Annotated in this window: 20 protein-coding genes and 1 riboswitch; of the genes, 8 read left to right on the plus strand and 12 right to left on the minus strand. The window is 59.2% G+C overall.

Annotated features, from left to right (window positions below):
• Positions 1-11 precede the first annotated feature (11 nt).
• From pmrB to yvcK, 4 genes are all read right to left on the minus strand, one after another.
• On the minus strand, positions 12-1,106 hold the full coding sequence (pmrB, locus tag NR795_RS02375) for a two-component system sensor histidine kinase PmrB (RefSeq protein ID WP_257756980.1): 1,095 nt from the start codon (positions 1,104-1,106) through the stop codon (positions 12-14).
• Between the two features lie 4 nt (positions 1,107-1,110).
• A complete protein-coding gene (gene pmrA / locus NR795_RS02380) occupies positions 1,111-1,782 on the minus strand; it encodes a two-component system response regulator PmrA (RefSeq protein ID WP_257756981.1) in 672 nt (223 codons plus the stop codon).
• 3 nt (positions 1,783-1,785) lie between these two features.
• A complete protein-coding gene (gene eptA, locus NR795_RS02385; RefSeq protein WP_257756982.1) occupies positions 1,786-3,423 on the minus strand; it encodes a phosphoethanolamine transferase EptA in 1,638 nt (545 codons plus the stop codon).
• A 93-nt stretch (positions 3,424-3,516) separates the two neighbouring features.
• Complete coding sequence (yvcK, locus tag NR795_RS02390; protein WP_257756985.1) at positions 3,517-4,425, minus strand: uridine diphosphate-N-acetylglucosamine-binding protein YvcK; 909 nt, start codon at positions 4,423-4,425, stop codon at positions 3,517-3,519.
• Between the two features lie 219 nt (positions 4,426-4,644).
• A riboswitch (molybdenum cofactor riboswitch) is annotated at positions 4,645-4,777 on the plus strand.
• Between yvcK and moaA the strand changes: the two genes are divergently transcribed.
• The 6 genes from moaA (at position 4,765) to NR795_RS02420 (ending at position 8,231) form a co-directional block, all read left to right on the plus strand.
• On the plus strand, positions 4,765-5,754 hold the full coding sequence (moaA, locus tag NR795_RS02395; RefSeq protein WP_144813379.1) for a GTP 3',8-cyclase MoaA: 990 nt from the start codon (positions 4,765-4,767) through the stop codon (positions 5,752-5,754). (Overlaps the previous riboswitch by 13 nt.)
• Before the next feature lie 20 nt (positions 5,755-5,774).
• Entirely contained in the window at positions 5,775-6,287 is a 513-nt protein-coding gene (gene moaB / locus NR795_RS02400) for a molybdenum cofactor biosynthesis protein B (RefSeq protein ID WP_257756986.1), read from the plus strand.
• Positions 6,288-6,290: 3 nt separating this feature from the next.
• Positions 6,291-6,776 carry a cyclic pyranopterin monophosphate synthase MoaC gene (gene moaC / locus NR795_RS02405; protein WP_042392252.1) on the plus strand — a complete coding sequence of 162 codons (486 nt, stop codon included), beginning with the start codon at positions 6,291-6,293 and terminating at the stop codon, positions 6,774-6,776.
• Positions 6,769-7,014, plus strand: coding sequence for a molybdopterin synthase sulfur carrier subunit (gene moaD / locus NR795_RS02410; protein WP_042392254.1), 246 nt, complete (start codon positions 6,769-6,771; stop codon positions 7,012-7,014). Before moaC ends, moaD begins: the two co-directional genes overlap by 8 nt.
• Position 7,015: 1 nt before the next feature.
• On the plus strand, positions 7,016-7,468 hold the full coding sequence (gene moaE, locus NR795_RS02415; protein ID WP_144813372.1) for a molybdopterin synthase catalytic subunit MoaE: 453 nt from the start codon (positions 7,016-7,018) through the stop codon (positions 7,466-7,468).
• Positions 7,469-7,526: 58 nt separating this feature from the next.
• The gene (locus NR795_RS02420) at positions 7,527-8,231 is read left to right on the plus strand and encodes a Bax inhibitor-1/YccA family protein (RefSeq protein ID WP_144813368.1); all 705 of its coding nucleotides are present in this window, start codon (positions 7,527-7,529) and stop codon (positions 8,229-8,231) included.
• A 51-nt stretch (positions 8,232-8,282) separates the two neighbouring features.
• Here NR795_RS02420 and NR795_RS02425 read toward each other — a convergent pair whose 3' ends face one another.
• The 3 genes from NR795_RS02425 to NR795_RS02435 are packed head-to-tail and all read right to left on the minus strand — an operon-like array spanning position 8,283 to position 11,250.
• The gene (locus tag NR795_RS02425) at positions 8,283-9,245 is read right to left on the minus strand and encodes a YbhN family protein (RefSeq protein ID WP_144813365.1); all 963 of its coding nucleotides are present in this window, start codon (positions 9,243-9,245) and stop codon (positions 8,283-8,285) included.
• Positions 9,245-10,492 (minus strand): cardiolipin synthase ClsB, encoded by a 1,248-nt coding sequence (clsB, locus tag NR795_RS02430; protein WP_144813361.1) that lies wholly within the window; start codon positions 10,490-10,492, stop codon positions 9,245-9,247. The genes NR795_RS02425 and clsB overlap by 1 nt, the downstream gene beginning before the upstream one ends.
• Entirely contained in the window at positions 10,489-11,250 is a 762-nt protein-coding gene (locus tag NR795_RS02435) for an endonuclease/exonuclease/phosphatase family protein (protein WP_144813358.1), read from the minus strand. Before NR795_RS02435 ends, clsB begins: the two co-directional genes overlap by 4 nt.
• 133 nt (positions 11,251-11,383) lie before the next feature.
• Here NR795_RS02435 and NR795_RS02440 point away from each other — a divergent pair, with 133 nt between their 5' ends.
• Positions 11,384-11,794 carry a YbhQ family protein gene (locus NR795_RS02440; RefSeq protein ID WP_222889955.1) on the plus strand — a complete coding sequence of 137 codons (411 nt, stop codon included), beginning with the start codon at positions 11,384-11,386 and terminating at the stop codon, positions 11,792-11,794.
• Here NR795_RS02440 and NR795_RS02445 read toward each other — a convergent pair.
• Genes NR795_RS02445 through cecR form a run of 5 tightly spaced genes read right to left on the minus strand, consistent with a single transcriptional unit; the run spans position 11,756 to position 17,396 of the window.
• Entirely contained in the window at positions 11,756-12,862 is a 1,107-nt protein-coding gene (locus NR795_RS02445) for an ABC transporter permease (protein ID WP_144813350.1), read from the minus strand. The two genes, NR795_RS02440 and NR795_RS02445, sit on opposite strands and share 39 nt — an antisense overlap.
• A 9-nt stretch (positions 12,863-12,871) precedes the next feature.
• Positions 12,872-14,005 carry an ABC transporter permease gene (locus tag NR795_RS02450; protein WP_257756988.1) on the minus strand — a complete coding sequence of 378 codons (1,134 nt, stop codon included), beginning with the start codon at positions 14,003-14,005 and terminating at the stop codon, positions 12,872-12,874.
• The gene (locus NR795_RS02455; RefSeq protein WP_144813344.1) at positions 13,995-15,734 is read right to left on the minus strand and encodes an ATP-binding cassette domain-containing protein; all 1,740 of its coding nucleotides are present in this window, start codon (positions 15,732-15,734) and stop codon (positions 13,995-13,997) included. The genes NR795_RS02450 and NR795_RS02455 overlap by 11 nt, the downstream gene beginning before the upstream one ends.
• A complete protein-coding gene (gene hlyD, locus NR795_RS02460; RefSeq protein WP_144813342.1) occupies positions 15,727-16,722 on the minus strand; it encodes a secretion protein HlyD in 996 nt (331 codons plus the stop codon). The genes NR795_RS02455 and hlyD overlap by 8 nt, the downstream gene beginning before the upstream one ends.
• Positions 16,719-17,396 (minus strand): transcriptional regulator CecR, encoded by a 678-nt coding sequence (gene cecR / locus NR795_RS02465; RefSeq protein WP_257756991.1) that lies wholly within the window; start codon positions 17,394-17,396, stop codon positions 16,719-16,721. Before cecR ends, hlyD begins: the two co-directional genes overlap by 4 nt.
• Positions 17,397-17,628: 232 nt before the next feature.
• Here cecR and rhlE point away from each other — a divergent pair, with 232 nt between their 5' ends.
• Positions 17,629-19,005: an ATP-dependent RNA helicase RhlE gene (gene rhlE, locus NR795_RS02470; protein WP_257756993.1), complete on the plus strand. Its 1,377-nt coding sequence runs from the start codon at positions 17,629-17,631 to the stop codon at positions 19,003-19,005.
• The last annotated feature ends 79 nt before the right edge of the window (positions 19,006-19,084 follow it).

Below are 19,084 nucleotides of genomic sequence, written 5' to 3' on the forward strand. Positions count from 1 at the left end.
AAACAATCTGCTTAAACAACAGGCGGAAACTGCACCCAGGCCCGCACGCCGGGTTTGGGTGCGCGGTTATGCAGGTAGAACTGCGCATCGTGCAGTTGGGCGATGCGGCTGACGATGCTCAGCCCCAGTCCGATCCCGCCGTAGCGGCTGTCCATCCGCACAAAGGCTTTGCTGAGCTCTTTGCTTTTCGCCTCGTCCACGCCGGGGCCTTCATCTTCCACCGCCAGCACCGGCGCAGGCGTCTGCTCAAGTTTGAGGGTAATCACGCTCTTCTCCGGGCTGTAGCGGTGCGCATTCTCCACCAGGTTCCTGAGCAGCACCCGAAGTTGAACGGCGTCCCCCCGTACCGCCACGTCCTCTTGATCCTCGGGCAGCACCAGCGTCTGCTGGTGAGTGCCCAGCATCGTCTGTAGCTCATCCTGCAGAGGCAGCATGACGTCGCGGATGAGCATCACCTGCTGGTAGCTGCCCGCCGAGAACGACTGCGCCATGCGCGCCAGCTGCAGCAGCTGGGAGACGCTCTCCGTCATCTGGTCAATACGTAAGATCAGGCGGCTGACATCAACGGAAGGGTGGCTTTTTGCCAGCAGCTCCAGGTGCAGACGCAGTCCCGCCAGCGGGGTGCGCAGCTCGTGGGCCACGTCGGCTGTGAAGAGCCGCTCGCGATCGAGCGTCAGGTTCAGGCGCGCCACCAGCTGGTTAATGGCTGAACTGACCGCTTCCACCTCCGCCGAGGTATTATTGAGCACAATCGGCTGCAGGTTATCAGAGGTACGGATCTCCAGCTCCCGCTGCAGATCGCGCAGCGGACGGGTGATGAGCTTTACCGCCTGCATGCAGATGAGCAAGGCCATGCCGATAATAAACAGGCTCGGTACCAGCAGGCTAGCAACCGCCTCATGCACCTCGCGCTCAATATGCGCATGGTTGTTGTGCTTGTAGATAGCGCTCTCCACCAGCAGCTGGATCTGCTCTTTGCTCTCATGCCATAGCCAGAAGACGCTGATGAGCTGAAACAGCACCAGGATTGAGCCAATGGTCAGCAGCAGGCGTCCGCGCAGGGTCCAGCGGACAGGGGAGAGCCTCTTTTTTATCTTCTCTGGCATAGGGTTAGGTTGTCTGCTCCATCTTAATCAGCTGATAGCCAAAACCACGCACCGTGCGGATGCGATCTTTACCAATCTTATCCCTCAGGTTATGGATATGTACCTCAAGGGTGTTGGTGGCCGGCTCGTTATCCCAGTTGTAGATGTCATTGTAGAGGATCTCCCGATGTACCGGGCAGCCCGCCTTGAGCATCAGACGTGACAGCAGGGCATACTCTTTTGGGGTCAGATCCATCGAGTGCCCGGCCAGCCACACCTGACGGGTATTGACGTTCAGGCGCAGATCATCCACGACAACTTCACTGTCGCCCTGGTTATTATGGCGACGCAGCAGCGCGCGGATACGGGCGTTAAGCTCCTCCAGCGCAAAAGGCTTAATCAGATAGTCATCTGCGCCAGCGTCCAGCCCGGAGATGCGATCCTCCACTGTATCGCGGGCGGTCAGGATCAGCACCGGCAGAGAGACCTTCTCCCGCCGCAGCCGCTGCAACAGATGCAGGCCATCTTCATCCGGTAACCCGAGGTCGAGGACAATCAGGCTATAGTGCCCAGACGCCAGGCTGAGCATGGCCTCCCGGCTGGTGCTCACGCCGTCGCAGGCGTAGCCCTCTGACTGCATGGCCAGCATCAGCCCCTGCAACAGCAGGGTATCATCCTCTACGATTAATATTTTCATACACTATGACTCCCTGCAGGCGGCCAGAATATCATCGGCTGGCTGGTATACGTGGGTTTGCACGCCCGTAATGCCCAGCATGGTTGAAAACAGATTGTCCTGCGAAAAAGATTCGCTGGCAGCACGTTTTTGCAGGCACGACTCACTTACCCGGTAGCGCTGCTTGAAATCGGGCGATAGCCAGATCAGCATCGGCACATGTTTCTGTGACTCCGGCGCAATGGCGTAAGGCAGGCCATGCAGATAGACGCCATTTTCGCCTAAGGACTCGCCGTGATCGGAGAGGTAAACCAGGCTGGTGGTAAACTTATCCTGCTGCGCCTGCAACAACTTTATTGCTTTATCGACGACATAATCGACATACAGTACCGTATTATCGTATGTATTTTTAAGCTGTTGTTGCGAACAGGTCTGGATTTCGTTGGTATCGCAGGTCGGAGTAAATTTTTTGAACTGCGGCGGATAGCGTTCGTAATAGGTTGGGCCGTGGCTGCCGATGGTATGCAGAACGATCAGCCCGTCGCCCTGTAACGTATCGATGTACTGCGCCAGACCGTGGAACAGAATATCGTCCTCGCACTCCCCCGCCTTGCAGAGGTCGGCCAGATTAAGCTGGGTAACGTCCTGATGAGGAACCCGATCGCAGGCCCCTTTACAGCCGCCGTCGTTTTCGTTCCACAGCACCTGAACACCCGCGCGCTGGATGATATCTAAGAGCCCTTCCCGGTGGTGAGCAAGCTGCTCATCGTAGTTTTTGCGCGCCATCCCGGAGAACATGCAGGGAACGGAGACCGCCGTCACCGTGCCGCAGGAGCTGGTCTGTGGGAAATAGACCACGTTATCCTGCTTAAGCCGTGGATTTGTTTCACGCCCGTAGCCGGAGAGAGAGAAATCTTCTGCCCGTGAGGTTTCGCCCACCACCAGAATGGTTAAATTCTTCTTCGTGCCCTGATGCATCTGCGGCACCCGCGTGGCATCTCCTCCGAGCTTCACCAGCGGCAGGTTATCCATGCGGTGGTGCTTATAGTAGGAGTAAGCGGCGGTAATGCTGTTAGATGGCCCAAGGGACTTCACCAGCTCGCGGTTGTTACGAAACAGCGAGGCGTAGTCCTTATAGAAAAAGAGCGCTATCACCAGCACCACGGCGACCGACACGAGAATATTCGCGCCGCGGATCAGCACGCTACGCCAGCCGGAAGGGGATTTTTTGATCCGCAGCCAGCAGGCCAGTATGGCCATCAGCACCCCGGAGATGCCTACCGTCAGCAGCAGCTGCGGCGTCATCAACGCAAAGCTCTCTGCGGGAGTGGTATCAAGAATGTTGGCGATCATCGTCCGGTCGATAATCACGCCGTAGGTCCAGATAAAGAACTGGGTTGCCGCGCAGAGCACAACAAACAGGCAGATCAGCAGCCGATCCAGCCAGATAAACGAGGCCAGGGTGGTCAGGATGTTGATCACGCAAAAGGTCACGATCGGCATCGATAAGAATACCGCCAGCGACCACGGCGAGTGCACCGCCAGCAGCGTCCAGGCCTGATGATAAAAGACAAGGTTCAGCGCAACGGCGATATAAAATGAGAACAGGATGATAAAGGTCATGCGCCCTAAGGCTGGCCTGTAGAACGGGAACATACGCATACATAACTTCCTGAAAAGAGTATGCTGCGTATGCTCACAGAAGAGGGTTAAGGCAACCTTAAGATCTTCAGAAAAGTCTGGAAGGGGTAAACGTCACCCCAGCCGCTGGACGGCCTGCTCCAGCGCAACGCGTAGCAGATGGCGATCGTGATGATGGGGAACATCGCTGGCCTCCAGCGCCTCCTGCACCACAAGGCGATCGCTGAGCGCCGCCGTTTCCGCCTCGGGCCCGACCACCACGGCATCCACAATCCGCTTGCCAACGCGCTGCTCCAGCAAGGACAGCTTGGCGGACAGATCCATCCGCGCCGCCTCGGCGCTCTGCTCTCTGCCAAGATTGTCGATATAGACCACCGGGGCAGGCGTGCGGCGCAGCGCCTGGGCCAGATCGCCAAGCAGCACCAGCGGCATCAGGCTGGTGTAAAAGCTGCCGGGGCCAATCAGGATCAGATCCGCTTCGGCAATGGCCTCTATCGCTTCGCGGGTAGCGGGCACGGAAGGGAAGAGCATCAGCTCCTGAATCGGCGTTGTCAGCCCGTCGACGTTCACCTCGCCGTAGACCGTGTGCCCCTCGCTGTCGATAGCCATCAGATCTACCGGCTGCTCCGACATGGGGATTAGAAACGCATCGACCTTAAGCAGGTTACGAATTAAATTGATCGCCTCCAGAGGCCGGACGCTAAGGTGATCCAGCGCCTTTAGCATCAGATTTCCGAGGTTATGCCCGGAAAGCTCGCCATTGCCGGTAAAACGGTACTCAAACATCGCCGAAGCGACGCTCTGCTCGGTAATTAACTGGTTCAAACAGTTACGCATATCGCCCCAGGCGATGCCGCCCTCGGCGCGACGAATACGCCCGGTTGACCCGCCGTTATCAGTGGTGGTGACGATCCCCGTCAGCCTTGAACCCAGCGACCCCAGCGAGGACATAACGCGTCCTAACCCGTGTCCGCCGCCAAGGGCAACGACCCGGTCAAGATCCGCAAGCGTACGACTACGCATAACTCTTCCTTAATGGCTAAAAAACTGCGCTACGTTAACGTAAATACCACTAAAAGACGATGGCCCAAGCGGGTGAAAATGATGCATATCAAGGCAAGAGGCTGATTTTCACGTATTCTGTAACGAAAATGCACGATCAGGACGCTATATAGTAATTTATATAGCGATAGGCGGGGATGGCGAAAATCACGTTATCGCGCTACTATCGCTACTTATAGCGTTACAAACACACACTCTAGCCTCTGCGTCTACGTCCCCGGATATGATGCTTTGGCCGTGGCAATTGCCACCAGGGTGCAGGAAGAAATGACTGCATCTCCCGTATTTGGAAAGGTGTACATGGCCTCACAGCTTACCGATGCATTCGCGCGTAAGTTCTATTACCTGCGTCTGTCTATTACCGACGTGTGCAATTTTCGTTGCACCTACTGCCTGCCCGATGGCTACAAGCCGGGCGGGGTAACCAACAAAAGCTTTCTGACCCTCGATGAAATTCGGCGGGTGACCCGCGCCTTTTCTGCGCTCGGCACCGAGAAGGTGCGGCTGACCGGCGGGGAACCCTCGCTGCGCCGCGACTTTACCGAGATCATTGCGGCGGTGCGGGAGAATGCCGCCATCCGCCAGCTGGCGGTGACCACTAACGGCTACCGCCTGGCGCGGGACGTGGCCAGCTGGCGCGACGCCGGGCTGACCGCGATCAACGTCAGCATTGACAGCCTCGATGCCCGCCAGTTTCACGCCATCACCGGGCAGGATAAGTTCCACCAGGTGATGCAGGGTATCGATGCCGCTTTCGAGGCGGGCTTCGAGAAGGTCAAGGTCAATACCGTGCTGATGCGCGACGTTAACCACCATCAGCTTGATACCTTCCTGGCGTGGATCCAGACCCGTCCCATCCAGCTACGCTTTATTGAGCTGATGGAGACCGGCGAGGGGAGCGACCTGTTCCGCAAGCACCACCTCTCTGGCATGGTATTGCGCGATGAGCTGCTGCGTCGCGGCTGGATCCAGAAGCTTCGCGGCCGCAGCGACGGCCCGGCGCAGGTCTTTTGCCATCCGGACTACACCGGGGAGATCGGCCTGATCATGCCCTACGAGAAAGACTTCTGCGCCAGCTGTAATCGTCTGCGCGTCTCGTCGGTGGGCAAGCTGCATCTCTGCCTGTTTGGCGACGGTGGCGTGAGCCTGCGCGATCTGCTGGCGGAAGATACCCAGCAGGCGGAGCTGGAGGCACGCATCGCCGCTGCGCTAACGCACAAGAAGCAGACCCACTTCCTGCATCAGGGCAATACCGGTATCACGCAAAACCTTTCCTATATCGGCGGATAGACCTTACAAGGAGGCAGTTTATGAGTCAGGCCAGCGCAGAGTTTATCCCGGCACGCATTGCCGTGCTGACCGTTTCCAGCCGTCGCGGCGAAGAGGAGGATACCTCCGGCCACTTCCTGCGCGACGCGGCCCATGACGCGGGGCATCTGGTGGTGGCGAAAGCCATCGTCAAAGAGAACCGCTACGCCATTCGGGCTCAGGTTTCGGCGTGGATCGCCAGCGACGAGGTGCAGGTTATTGTGATCAACGGCGGCACGGGCTTTACCGCCGGTGACCAGACCCCAGAGGCGCTGCTGCCGCTTTTCGATCGTGAAATTGAAGGCTTTGGCGAGGTGTTCCGCATGCTCTCTTTTGAAGAGATCGGCACCGCCACGCTGCAGTCCCGCGCGGTGGCCGGCATCGCCAATAACACGCTGATTTTTGCGATGCCCGGCTCGACCAAAGCCTGCCGAACCGCATGGGAGAATATCATCGCGCCGCAGATCGATGCGCGCACCCGCCCGTGCAATTTCCACCCTCATTTAAAGAAATAGACTATGTCTCAACTGACCCACATTAACGCCGCGGGCGAAGCGCACATGGTTGACGTCTCGGCAAAAGCAGAGACCGTGCGAGAAGCGCAGGCGGAAGCCTTTGTTACTATGCTCCCTGAGACACTGGCGATGATTATCGACGGCAGTCACCACAAGGGCGACGTCTTTGCCACCGCGCGTATTGCCGGTATCCAGGCGGCGAAGCGTACCTGGGAGCTGATCCCCCTGTGCCATCCGCTGATGCTCAGCAAGGTCGAGGTGAATCTCGAGGCGCAGCCGGAGCAGAGCCGGGTGCGCATTACCACTCTATGTCGTCTGACCGGGAAAACCGGCGTCGAAATGGAGGCGCTGACGGCGGCCTCGGTGGCGGCGCTGACCATTTATGACATGTGCAAAGCGGTACAGAAAGATATGGTGATTGGCCCGGTTCGTCTGCTGGCGAAGAGCGGTGGCAAATCCGGTGATTTCAGGGCGGATAACGATGATTAAAGTGCTCTTTTTTGCCCAGGTACGGGAGCTGGTGGGCTGCGATAGTCTGACGCTGGAGAGCGAGTTTCAAAGCGTTGAAGCCCTGCGTCAGGCGCTGGCCGCCCGGGGCGATCGCTGGGCGCTGGCATTGGAAGAGGGGCGTCTGCTGGCGGCGGTCAACCAGACCCTGGTGAGCTTTGACCATCCGGTGGTGAGCGGCGATGAAGTCGCGCTCTTCCCGCCGGTAACCGGAGGCTAAGATGAGCGAAACGCGCATTCGCGTAGGCCATGCTTCCTTTAGCGTTGGCGAGGAGTATTCCTGGCTGGCGGAACGCGATGAAGACGGGGCGGTGGTGACGTTCACCGGCAAGGTGCGTAACCACAATCTCGGCGATAGCGTGCACGCCCTGACCCTGGAGCACTACCCTGGCATGACTGAAAAAACGCTGGCGGATATTGTTCAGCAGGCCCGCGATCGTTGGCCGCTGGGCCGCGTCACGGTGGTTCACCGCATCGGCGAGCTGTGGCCGGGAGATGAGATTGTCTTCGTCGGCGTCACCAGCGTTCATCGCGGGAGTGCTTTTGCCGCCGGGGAGTATATTATGGACTACCTGAAGACCCGCGCCCCCTTCTGGAAGCGAGAGGCAACGGAAGAGGGCGATCGCTGGGTCGAGGCGCGGGAGAGCGACCAGCAGGCAGCGAAGCGCTGGTAAGTCGCTTTTTCCCGGATGTGTTACCCTTAGAAGCGTGTTCACTTAACAGGAGTTAATCATGGACCGATTCCCACGATCCGATTCAATTGTCCAGACCCGCAGCGGGCTGCAAACCTACATGGCCCAGGTCTACGGCTGGATGACCTGCGGGCTGTTCCTGACGGCGTTTATCGCCTGGTTCGCGGCCAACACCCCCGCGGTGATGATGTTTGTCTTCTCCAGCAAAATCACCTTCTTTGGCCTGATCATCGCTCAGTTGGCGTTGGTGTTTGTCCTCTCCGGGCTGGTGCACAAGCTTAGCGCGGCGATGGCCACCACGCTGTTTATGCTCTATTCGGCGCTGACCGGCCTGACCCTTGCCAGTATCTTTGTGGTCTACACCTACTCATCCATCGCCAGCACCTTTGTGGTGACCGGCGGCATGTTCGGTGCCATGAGCCTCTACGGTTACACCACCAGGCGTGATCTGAGCGGCTTCGGCAATATGCTGTTTATGGCGCTGATTGGTATTGTGCTGGCCTCGCTGGTCAACTTCTGGCTGAAGAGCGAAACGCTGATGTGGATAGTGACCTACATCGGGGTGATTGTCTTCGTGGGTCTGACGGCCTATGACACGCAGAAACTTAAGCGTATCGGCGAGCAGATCGACGTGAGCGACAGTGGCAACCTGCGTAAATATGCCATCCTCGGTGCGCTAACGCTCTATCTGGACTTTATCAACCTGTTCCTGATGCTGCTGCGGATTTTTGGCAACCGTCGGTAAGTAAAACGCCGGGTGGCGCTACGTTCACCCGGCCTACACTCTCTTCTCTCGTTACTTCTGCATCGCCTCTTCGTTCTTCGCCCGCAGCTTTTTCGCCCGGCTCTCCAGCACCAGATAGCACACCAGCGCCAGCATCAGCGGCAGGAAGTAGTAGAGCATGCGATAGGCAAGCAGGGCGGCGATGATCTTGCCGTGCGAGACGTGCTCCCCCGCCAGCAGCGCGATAAACACTGCCTCCAGCACGCCAATCCCCGCCGGGATATGGATAATGACCCCTGCAATACTACTCACCAGCAGCACGCCCAGCACGAAGAAGTAGTTCACCTCCTGGCCCAGCAGCAGCCAGATAATCGCCCCCATCGCCATCCAGTTAGCGCTGGAGATCACCATCTGTGCAATAGCAAATTTAAACGACGGCAGCACCAGCTTCTGGCCCTTCACCGTCATATGCCGACGTTTGGCAAAGGCGCAGAACCAGAGGTAAGCGGCGATCATCAGCAGCAGCACGACGCCAACGATACGCAGCGTGCCCTCGTCGATGTACCAGTGCGAGGGCAGCTGAACAATGCCAAAGGAGAAGATGATCCCCCCCAGCAGAATGTAGCCCAGCCAGTTGGTGGTAATGCTTAGCGAGAAGATGCGGGTGATAGTGCTGCTGGGCAGGCCGAGGCGAGAGTAGAGGCGATAGCGCATGCCAATGCCGCCCACCCAGGTGCTGAGGGTCAGGTTAAAGGCATAGCAGACAAACGACACCAGCATCACCTGGCGCGCCGCCAGCTTGTGTCCGCAGTAGGCGCGAGCCAGCAGGTCATAGCAGCCGTAGAGCAGGTAACTCACCACCACCAGCGCGACGGAGATCAGCAGCGGCGTGCGGTTATAGTTGCGGATAACGTTCCACACGTCGCCCCAGTCCACCGTACGGGCATAGACCACCAGCAGCACCGTCACGGCAATAAAGAAGACCCAGGTCAGGATTTTTTTCGCCAGCCGCCAGCGCGGATGTGATTTGCTCATCAGGGATTAACCTCTCTGCTTTCCGTATCGACGCGATCCTGCGTCTCCATCTCCGGTTGAACCGGCGGCTTTACCAGCGAAAGCTTAGGCGTATGCGCCGGCAGCCAACCCACCATGGCCGGGAATTTTCGCAGGAAGTGGAACACCACCACGCTTTTAGCCAGGTTCCACCAGGTGCGTTTTGGCACCATGGTTTCATCAACCCGCACGCAGTCGTGCTGCAAAATGCCGTTCAGGTTGTCGCGCAGGGTCTGGTTAAAGGCACGGTCATGAATAATCAGGTTGGCCTCCAGGTTAAGCGACAGGCTGAGGGGATCGAGGTTGCTGGAGCCCACGGTGGCCCAGTGATCGTCCATCACCGCCACCTTGCCGTGCAGCGGACGGCGACGGTATTCATACACCTGCACGCCGCCCTTCACCAGGTAGTTGTAGAGCAGGCGCGCACCCACGGTAACAATGGGCATGTCCGGCTCGCCCTGGACGATCAGCTTGACCGTTACGCCACGACGGGCCGCATTGCGCATCGCATGCAGCAGACGGTAGCCGGGGAAGAAGTAGGCGTTGGCAATGATCACTTCGCGTTTGGCATTGGCCAGCATTTTGAGGTAGTGGCGCTCAATGTCGTCCCGGTGATCGTCATTATCGCGCCAGACAAACAGCGCCTGCGCCTCGCCGGGCTTGCGGTTATCCGGAGCCTGGTGACGGCGGCGCTGCTGCCACCAGCGGCGGGTCTGGGCGTGCTCCGGCAGGTTCTCCAGTTCGAACTGAAGAATATCTTCAACTACCGGGCCTTCAACCCGCACGGCGTAGTCCTGCTTGGCCTCCGGGCCGTAGTCGCTCATATGCTCAGCGGAGTAGTTAATGCCGCCGACAAACGCCACGGTACTGTCGATCACCACAATCTTACGGTGCATCCGGCGGAACACGTTGGTGCGCATCCCTAACAGCGGCGGGCGCGGATCGTAGTAGCGGAACACCACGCCAGCGGCGGTGAGCTGGCCGACGAACTCATCGCTGAGATCGGGCGAGCCGTAGCCATCCAGCAGCACCTCAATATTCACTCCGCGCTGGGCAGCACGCAGCAGCACCGCGTGCAGCTTGCGGCCCACGTCATCTTCAAACCAGATAAAGGTTTCCAGGATCACCTTACGCTGTGCATTGTCGATTGCCTTGAACACAGCCGGGTAGTATTCGTCACCGTTCTCCAGCAGCTGGATGCGGTTTCCTTCTCGCCATCCGCATTTCATAAGTGAATCTCCGCGCTCAGTGGGGCATGGTCAGACAAATGACGCCAGTTACGCAGCGGCAGTGCTTCTGGGGCGCTGGCGTTAGCGTTTTTAACGTAGATACGGTCAAGACGCAGCAGCGGCAGGCTGACCGGAAACGTACGCGCCGGGCGGCCCTTCGCCCGGGTGAAGATCTCCTCCAGCCCGGCCTGTTTTTTCAGCGGGTGGTTGGCTTTCACCCGCCAGTCGTTAAAGTCGCCCGCCACCAGCACCGGCTCCCCTTCAGGGAAGGAGTTTACCCACTCGGCCAGCATCGTGAGCTGAGCCTGGCGGTGGGCCTCACGTAAGCCCAGGTGGACGCAGATAACGTGAATCGGGCGGTTGTGCTGCGGCGGCACAATGCGGCAGTAGAGCAGGCCGCGTTTCTCGCTGCCATCGACAGAGACGTCGCGGTTCTCATAGTGCACTATCGGATAGCGGGAGAGCACGGCGTTGCCATGATGTCCTTCAGGATAGACGGCGTTACGACCGTAAGCGAAGTCGCTCCACATCGTATCGGCCAAAAATTCATAGTGGGTGGTATCGGGCCAGTTTTCCACATGCAGCGGATGCACCTCGTGCGCGCCCATCACCTCTTGCAGGCAGACGATATCTGCGCCGACGGTACGAACCGCGTCGCGTAGCTCTGGTAAAATAAAGCGTTTGTTAAACGCGGTGAAACCCTTGTGCGTGTTAATCGTAAGTACTTTTAAAGAGAATGGCTGATTCTGTTCTGTCATCTTGTATCCCGCCAGTGACGCTGTCCTGTTGGAAATAAAGTGTAGTATCTGTCACAAAAAGATGCGGCCTTACGGATTTTTCCGTAAAGTCCGGTACTCTCAATTACAGATAAAATTCTTCAGGAGTAAATCCATGAAGTGGCAACAGCGTATTCGTGTGGCAACCGGCCTCGGTTGCTGGCAGATTGTGTCGCATTTCATCGTCGTGGCGGCGCTGGTAATGGGCTGGATGAGCGGGGCGCTGGTGCGCGTCGGCTTGAGCCTGTGCGTGGTTTACGGCGTCACGGTGCTGCTGATGCTGGCTCTGCAACGTCATCATGACGGGCGCTGGCGTGAAGTAGGCGATTTTCTTGAGGAGCTGACCACCTCCTGGTATTTCGGTACCTCCATCATTGCGCTGTGGCTGCTCTCCCGCGTTCTGCACAACGATCTGCTGCTCGCGCCGGTAGGGCTGGCGATCCTTGCCGGGCCAGCGGTGCTCTCCCTGCTGACCAAAGATAAGAAGCTACGCAACGTTCCGCCTGAACATCGCGTAGGCCACTGATCCCGTTGTGGCCGCGATAACCAGCAGCGGCCACAGGCTTCCCCAGACAATATCCAGACTCGCATCCTTCAGATAGATCTGCTTGGTGATATCGGTGAAGTGGCGAATCGGGTTCACCCACGTCAAATGCTGCAGCCAGACCGGCATATTCTCCACCGGCGACACGTAGCCGGAGAGCAGGATCGCCGGCATCATAAAGACAAACACGCCGATAAATGCCTGCTGCTGCGTTGCGCATAGCGCGGAGATCAGCAGGCCAAAGCCTACCAGCGACAGGCCGTAGATCAGCATCGTGAAATAGAAGAGCATCAGCGATCCGGCGAAGGGGATCTGATAGGCCCAGATGCCTATCCCCAGCACGATGCTGGCCTGGAAGGTGGCGACGATCAGGGCCGGGACCGCCTTGCCGACAAAAATCTGCCAGGTGGCGAGGGGGGAAACCAGCAGCTGATCCAGCGTTCCCTGCTCCCGCTCGCGGGCCACCGACAGCGAGGTGACAATCATCACGCCGATGGTGGTGATCATGGCGATCAGCGACGGTACCACGAACCATTTATAGTCGAGGTTGGGGTTATACCAGTTACGCACCACCAGCTCGCTGTTGTTGGGCTTCACTTTTCCCGCCATCAGCTCCTGCTGATACTCTTTGACCACCTGCTGAAGATAGTTAGCGGCAATCTGCGCGCTGTTGGAGTTACGCCCGTCGAGCAGCAGCTGCATCGGCGCAGGCTGGAAGGTATCGAGATTGCGTGAGAAGTCTGCCGGGAAGCGTACCAGCAGCAGCGCCTTTTGCGTATCGAGGGTGGGCCGGATCGCCTGCGGGCTGTGTAGCAGCAGAACGTGGGTAAAGGCTTTGGCGCGGGCAAAGCGCTGGGTCAGCTCCACCGAATGCCTGCCGCTATCTTCGCTGTAGATGGCGATGGTGGCGTTGGTCACCTCAAGGGTAGCGGCAAAGGGGAACAGCAGCACCTGGATCAGCACCGGAACAATCAGGATCGCCCGCGTCTGCGGCTCCCGCAGCAGGGATTGCAGCTCTTTGCGAATCAGCGTCCATAAGCGGTGAAACATATGTGCTCCTTAATCCAGTCGCCGTTTGGTTTTCAGCCATGTCAGGCCGATAAACATCACCGCCGACGCCAGCAAAAACAGCGTATTTACAATCAGCACCACCGGGATATTGCCAGCCAGAAACAGGCTTTGTAGGGTGCTGACGAAATAGCGCGCCGGAATAATCCACGTTACCGCGCGGATCACCGCCGGCATGCTGTCGATCTGAAAGATAAAGCCCGACAGCATAATCGACGGCAGAAACGCGGCGTTGAGCGCCACCTGCGCGGCGTTAAACTGGTTGCGGGTCACGGTGGAGATAAGCAGCCCCATCCCCAGCGTGCTGAGCAAAAACAGGCTGCTGATAAAAAACAGCAGGATCAGCGAGCCCCGGTAGGGCACGCCGAGGATAAACACCGAGACCAGCATGCAGAGCAGCATCGCCAGCATGCCGAGGAAGTAGTAGGGGATCAGCTTGCAGAGCAGCAGCTCTACGCGGGTCACCTCCGTCGAGAGCAGGGCCTCCATGGTGCCACGCTCCCATTCGCGGGCGATCACCAGCGAGGTCAGGATGGCCCCGATCACCGTCATAATGATGGTCACCGCGCCGGGAATAATAAAGTGCTGGCTGATGGCGGCGGGGTTAAACCAGTAGCGGGTCTGGACGTCGATCAGCGGCTCAAACGTTTCGCCCCGATCTTCCGCCCGTTGCATCTGCCACAGCTGCCAGATCCCCTCCGTGTAGCCCTGCACGAAGTTGGCGGTGTTCGGCTCGCTGCCGTCGGTAATCACCTGAATGGGAGCATCAACGCCAGGGCGTGCCATGTTGGCGGCGAAATCCACCGGGATCACCACCATGCCGCGTATGCGTCCGGCCTGCATTTTGGCAATTAATTCCTGACGGCTGTCGCTGATAGTGGCATCAATATAGGGTGAGCCGGTCATGGCGTGAGCGAAGTCTAGCGCCTCTTCGCTGCGCTGCTCCAGCAGGATCCCAACCCGCAGACGGCTGGAGTCGAGATTAATGCCGTAGCCGAAAATAAACAGCAGCAGGAGCGGGATCAGCACTGCAATCAGCCAGCTGCTGGGGTCGCGGACGATCTGCCGCGTCTCTTTAACGCACAGGGCGCGTACCCGCCGCCATGACACTGCGCTAGCGCTCATCGGTATGCTCCTTATCCCAGCGGTTGATCAGCCGAATAAACGCCTGCTCCATGGTTGGGTCCGCCTGTTCAGCGTCTGCGGCCTGGGCTTTCAGATCGTCCGGCGTGCCATGGGCGATCAGCTTCCCGCGATAGACCAGCCCGATGCGGTCGCAATACTCTGCCTCATCCATAAAGTGGGTGGTCACCATCACGGTAACACCTTTCTCTACCATGCTGTTGATATGCAGCCAGAACTCGCGGCGGGTAAGGGGATCGACGCCGGAAGTCGGCTCGTCAAGAAACAGGATGTCCGGCTCGTGCATCAGCGAGCAGGCCAGCGCCAGCCGCTGCTTGAAGCCCAGCGGCAGGGCGTCAGTGGCGTGGGAGGCGATGCTGGTCAGGCTAAACGCCTCGCTCATGCGGGCGATCTTCTCGTTCTGCGCCCGCCCGCGCAGGCCGTAGACCCCGGAGAAGAAGCGCAGGTTCTGCTCCACGGTGAGGTTGCCGTAGAGAGAGAACTTCTGCGCCATATAGCCCAGCCGCTGGCGGGCTTTGCCAGAGCTGACCTTGAGATCCATGCCCAGCACCAGCGCCTTACCGGCGGTGGGAACCAGCAGGCCGCACATCATCTTAAAGGTGGTGGATTTGCCTGCACCGTTTGGTCCCAGCAGGCCGAAGATCTCGCCGCGCTTCACGGCAAAATCGACGTTATCCGTCGCCGCAAAATCACCAAATTTTTTGGTCAGCGATTTTGCCTCAATCACCGTCTCCTCCGGCGATCCCTCCACGGTATGCAGGATCGCCCCGAGAGGTGACTCCTGGGTTCCCGCCCCGCCAAGCAGGTCGATAAACGCATCTTCAAAGCGCGGCGTGGTTTCGGCTATCTCAATCTCCGGCATCCCCTCCGCGCGGCGAATATCCTCTGCGCTGGCCTCTTTCTTGAGGATCAGGCGCACCGAGCGACCCTGGATCATACCGTCGCTCACCTGGGGCAGCCTCAGCACCCGCCGCAGCAGCCTGCGGTTGGACTCCTGCGGGCTGTGCAGCAGAAAGCTGCGCCCGGCCATGCTCTGGGTCAGGGTGGTGGGCTGGCCCTGATACAGCAGCTCCCCTTCGTTGAGCAGCAGCACGTCGCGGCACTGCTCGGCTTCATCAAGATAGGAGGTACTCCAGAGGATCAGCATCCCTTCGCCCGCCAGCTCGTGTACCATCTGCCACAGCTCGCGGCGGGAAATCGGATCCACGCCGACGCCGGGTTCATCCAGCAGCAGCACTTTCGGTTCGCCCACCAGGGTACAGGCCAGGCCCAGCTTCTGCTTCATCCCGCCGGAGAGCTTGCCCGCCAGCCGGTTGGTAAAGGGACCGAGGGCGGTAAATTCCAGCAGCCGGGCAAAGGTTTTCTGCCGCGTCTCACCCACCACGCTGCGCAGATCGGCGTACAAGGTCAGGTTCTCCATTACGGTCAGATCTTCGTACAGGCCGAACTTCTGCGGCATATAGCCCAGCGAGGCGTGCAGGGCGCGATCGTCGTGAATGGGATCGAGACCCAGCACGCGGGCGCTGCCCGCGTCGGGCTTGAGCAGTCCGGCAAGCATGCGCATCAGCGTGGTTTTACCCGCCCCGTCGGGGCCGACCAGCCCGGTGACGTACCCGCTCTGGATGGTACAGGTCAGGGGCGCGACGGCGGGCTTCTCCATGCCGGCAAAGCGTTTTACCAGGCCATTAAGCTGGATCGCCGTGTCACTCATTGCGCTGCCCATCGTTAAACCGAACGGTGATTGGCATCCCCTGGCGCAGGGCGTCATCGGCGTCGGTAACAATAATGCGCAGGCGATAGACCAGATCGGTGCGCAGATCCGGCGTTTCCACGGTTTTCGGCGTGAATTCGGCGGTGGGGGAGACGAAACCTACCTTGCCGTGATATGGCCTGTCCGGGCGGCCGTCGGTATAGAGCAGCAGTTCGCTGCCGGGTTTAGCCCGGCCCAGGTTAGGTTCATCAATATAGGCACGCACCCATACCGGGCGGGTGAGCGACAGGGTCAGCACGGTGCTACCCGCATTGAGCATGCTGCCAGGCTCCACGGCGCGCGTCATCAGCGTGCCGTCAGCAGGCGCGACCAGGGTGGTATCATGCAGATCCAGTTCGGCCTGTGCCAGCTGGGCCTGGGCCTGTTCCAGGCTGGCCTTCGCCTGAGCGATATCCTGCGGGCGATTGCCGGTGCGGTACTGGCTCAGCTTATCCTCGGCAGATTTCAGCGTCGCCCGGGCCTGATCCCGGGACGAGCGAGCGTTTTCCAGATCGTTGGCGGAGATGGTGCGGCTTTTCCATAGCCCCTGCTGGCGGGCATAGAAGTTCTGTGCGTAGTCGTAGGCGGCTTTGGCCTGTCGCACCGCCGCCTCGGTCTGGGCGATCTCCTCGTCGCGATAGCCCGCCTGCATCAGGTCGTACTGCGCCTGGGCAACGGCGACGCTCGCTTTGGCCTGCATCAGCGCATTTTCATAGGGCGCTTTATCCAGCGTTCCCAATACCTGACCAGCTTTAATCGCATCCCCTTCGTCAACGGCAAGGGACGCGAGGCGGCCGCCCACGCGAAAGCTCATATTGACCGTGCGGATATCGACGTTGCCGTAGAGGGTCAAACCGCGCTCCTGCTGGCTTTGATACCACAGCCAGCCGCCGACGGCGGCAGCGATGACAACAACCACCGCCAGCAGGGCGATGACGGGTTTTTTCATGGCTTCAGGCTCCTTTGCGTTAGTCCAGACAGGATCAGATCAAGATGGCAGGCGATAACCTCATTAATCTGCGCGACGCTACTCTCATCAAACTGTGTCCAGCCGGTACGGAGCAAAATGGTCTCCCGACCCAGACGGAAGGCGAGCACCTGCCCCAGCAGGGCGTGGGTGTGCAAGATGGTCTGGGTATCAGCGGGATCGCGGCCGGTATAGGCGGCGATAAGCTCGGTCAGGTGGGTGTGCATAGGCGCAATGACGCGATCGTGAACCCGCTGATAGGCCGCGGTGGGGGAGAGCTGTTCCCGCGAGATAAACTTGCTCAGGCTCAGCGTATCGTCCTGGGTCAGGAGCTGGATCATATTGCCGCAGGCGTTAAGGATCAGCTGGCGAATAGCATCCCGATCCGGCACCGGGGCGCTAAGCAGCGCGGCGGCGGCCTCCACCATCGGCTGAAACTGGCTGCCAATAAAGTCGGCGATCCAGTCGGCGCAGGCGAGATAGAGATCCTCTTTCGACCCGAAGTAGTAGGGGATTGCCGCGATGTTCTGTCCAGCCTGCGCGGCGATATCGCGGGTCGTGGCGTGCAGACCGTATTCGCCAAACTGGGCAAGGGCGGCGGCAATAAGCTGACGCTTCGCGTTCTCACCTTTCGTTGTGGTCGGGATAGTATTCATAGCGTCGCAAAAAATTAATCAATCGATTGATTAATATTATGTCGGTTTTTTGAGCATGTCTATGCAGCCGGAGAATTATTTTGTTAATGAATGGACACGGGATATTTTATGCGCCGCATCACAAAAGCTGCTACACTGCGCCCCTTCATGACACTGTGGTTTTTGTCATCTGTTTCGTTACCTATCTCCCTGAAAACTACACCTGAAACGGTCGGGGCGGTTCGGAGTTGTTATGTCTTTTGAAGCACTGGGTTTAGACCCTGAGATCCTGCGCGCCGTTGCCGAGCAGGGCTACCGCGAACCTACCCCTATCCAGCAGCAGGCGATCCCCGCCGTGCTGCAGGGGCGCGACCTGATGGCCAGCGCCCAGACCGGTACTGGTAAAACCGCTGGCTTTACCCTGCCACTGTTGCAGCGTCTTATTTCCAGCGAACCCCATGCCAAAGGCCGTCGCCCGGTGCGGGCGCTGATCCTCACCCCAACCCGCGAGCTGGCGGCCCAGGTGGGTGAGAACGTGCGGGAGTACAGTCAGTACCTCAACGTGCGTTCGCTGGTGGTTTTCGGTGGCGTGAGTATTAACCCACAGATGATGAAGCTGCGCGGCGGCGTTGATGTGCTGGTCGCTACCCCAGGCCGTCTGCTGGATCTGGAGCACCAGAACGCCGTTAAGCTCGACGGCATTGAGATCCTGGTGCTGGACGAAGCTGACCGCATGCTCGACATGGGCTTTATCCACGATATTCGCCGCGTGCTGGCGAAGCTGCCGGCCAAGCGCCAGAACCTGCTCTTCTCTGCGACCTTCTCGGATGAGATCAAAACCCTGGCGGAGAAGCTGCTGCATAACCCGCTGGAGATCGAAGTGGCGCGTCGCAACACCGCTTCCGAGCAGGTCACTCAGCATGTGCACTTTGTTGATAAGAAACGCAAGCGCGAGCTGCTGTCGCAGATGATCGGCGAGGGTAACTGGCAGCAGGTGCTGGTCTTCACCCGCACCAAGCACGGTGCCAACCACCTCGCAGAGCAGCTGAATAAAGACGGTATTCGCAGCGCCGCGATCCACGGTAACAAGAGCCAGGGTGCACGTACTCGCGCGCTGGACGATTTCAAATCCGGCGACATCCGCGTGCTGGTGGCAACCGATATTGCGGCTCGTGGTCTGGATATTGAAGAGCTGCCGCACGTGGTTAACTACGAGTTGCCGAACGTGCCGGAAGACTATGTGCACCGCATCGGTCGTACCGGCCGTGCCGCGGCTACCGGTGAAGCGCTGTCGCTGGTCTGCGTCGATGAGCACAAGCTGCTGCGTGACATCGAGCGCCTGCTGAAAAAAGAGATCCCACGCATTGCCCTGCCGGGCTATGAGCCGGACGCCTCTATCAAAGCCGAGCCGATCCAAAACGGTCGCCAGCAGCGTGGCGGCGGCGGCGGTGGACGCGGACAGGGCGGCGGTCGTGGTCAGCAGCAGCCGCGCCCTAATGAAGGACGCAGCGAAGGTCGCAGCGAAGGTGGTGCGCCGAAATCAAGCCAGCCGCGCCGCAGCGGCGATGCGAAACCCGCCGGGGAGCAGGCGCGCCGTCGCCGTCCGCGTAAACCCGCGGCATCGCAGTAATAATCCTGAAGCCCGGCCGCAAAGCCGGGCTTTTCTTTTGCCGCAGACCGGCGATCGTGAGACAATAGTGGCTGTTTAT

The sequence above is a fragment of the Pseudescherichia sp. L3 genome, assembly GCF_024656065.1.
GTDB lineage: Bacteria > Pseudomonadota > Gammaproteobacteria > Enterobacterales > Enterobacteriaceae > Pseudescherichia.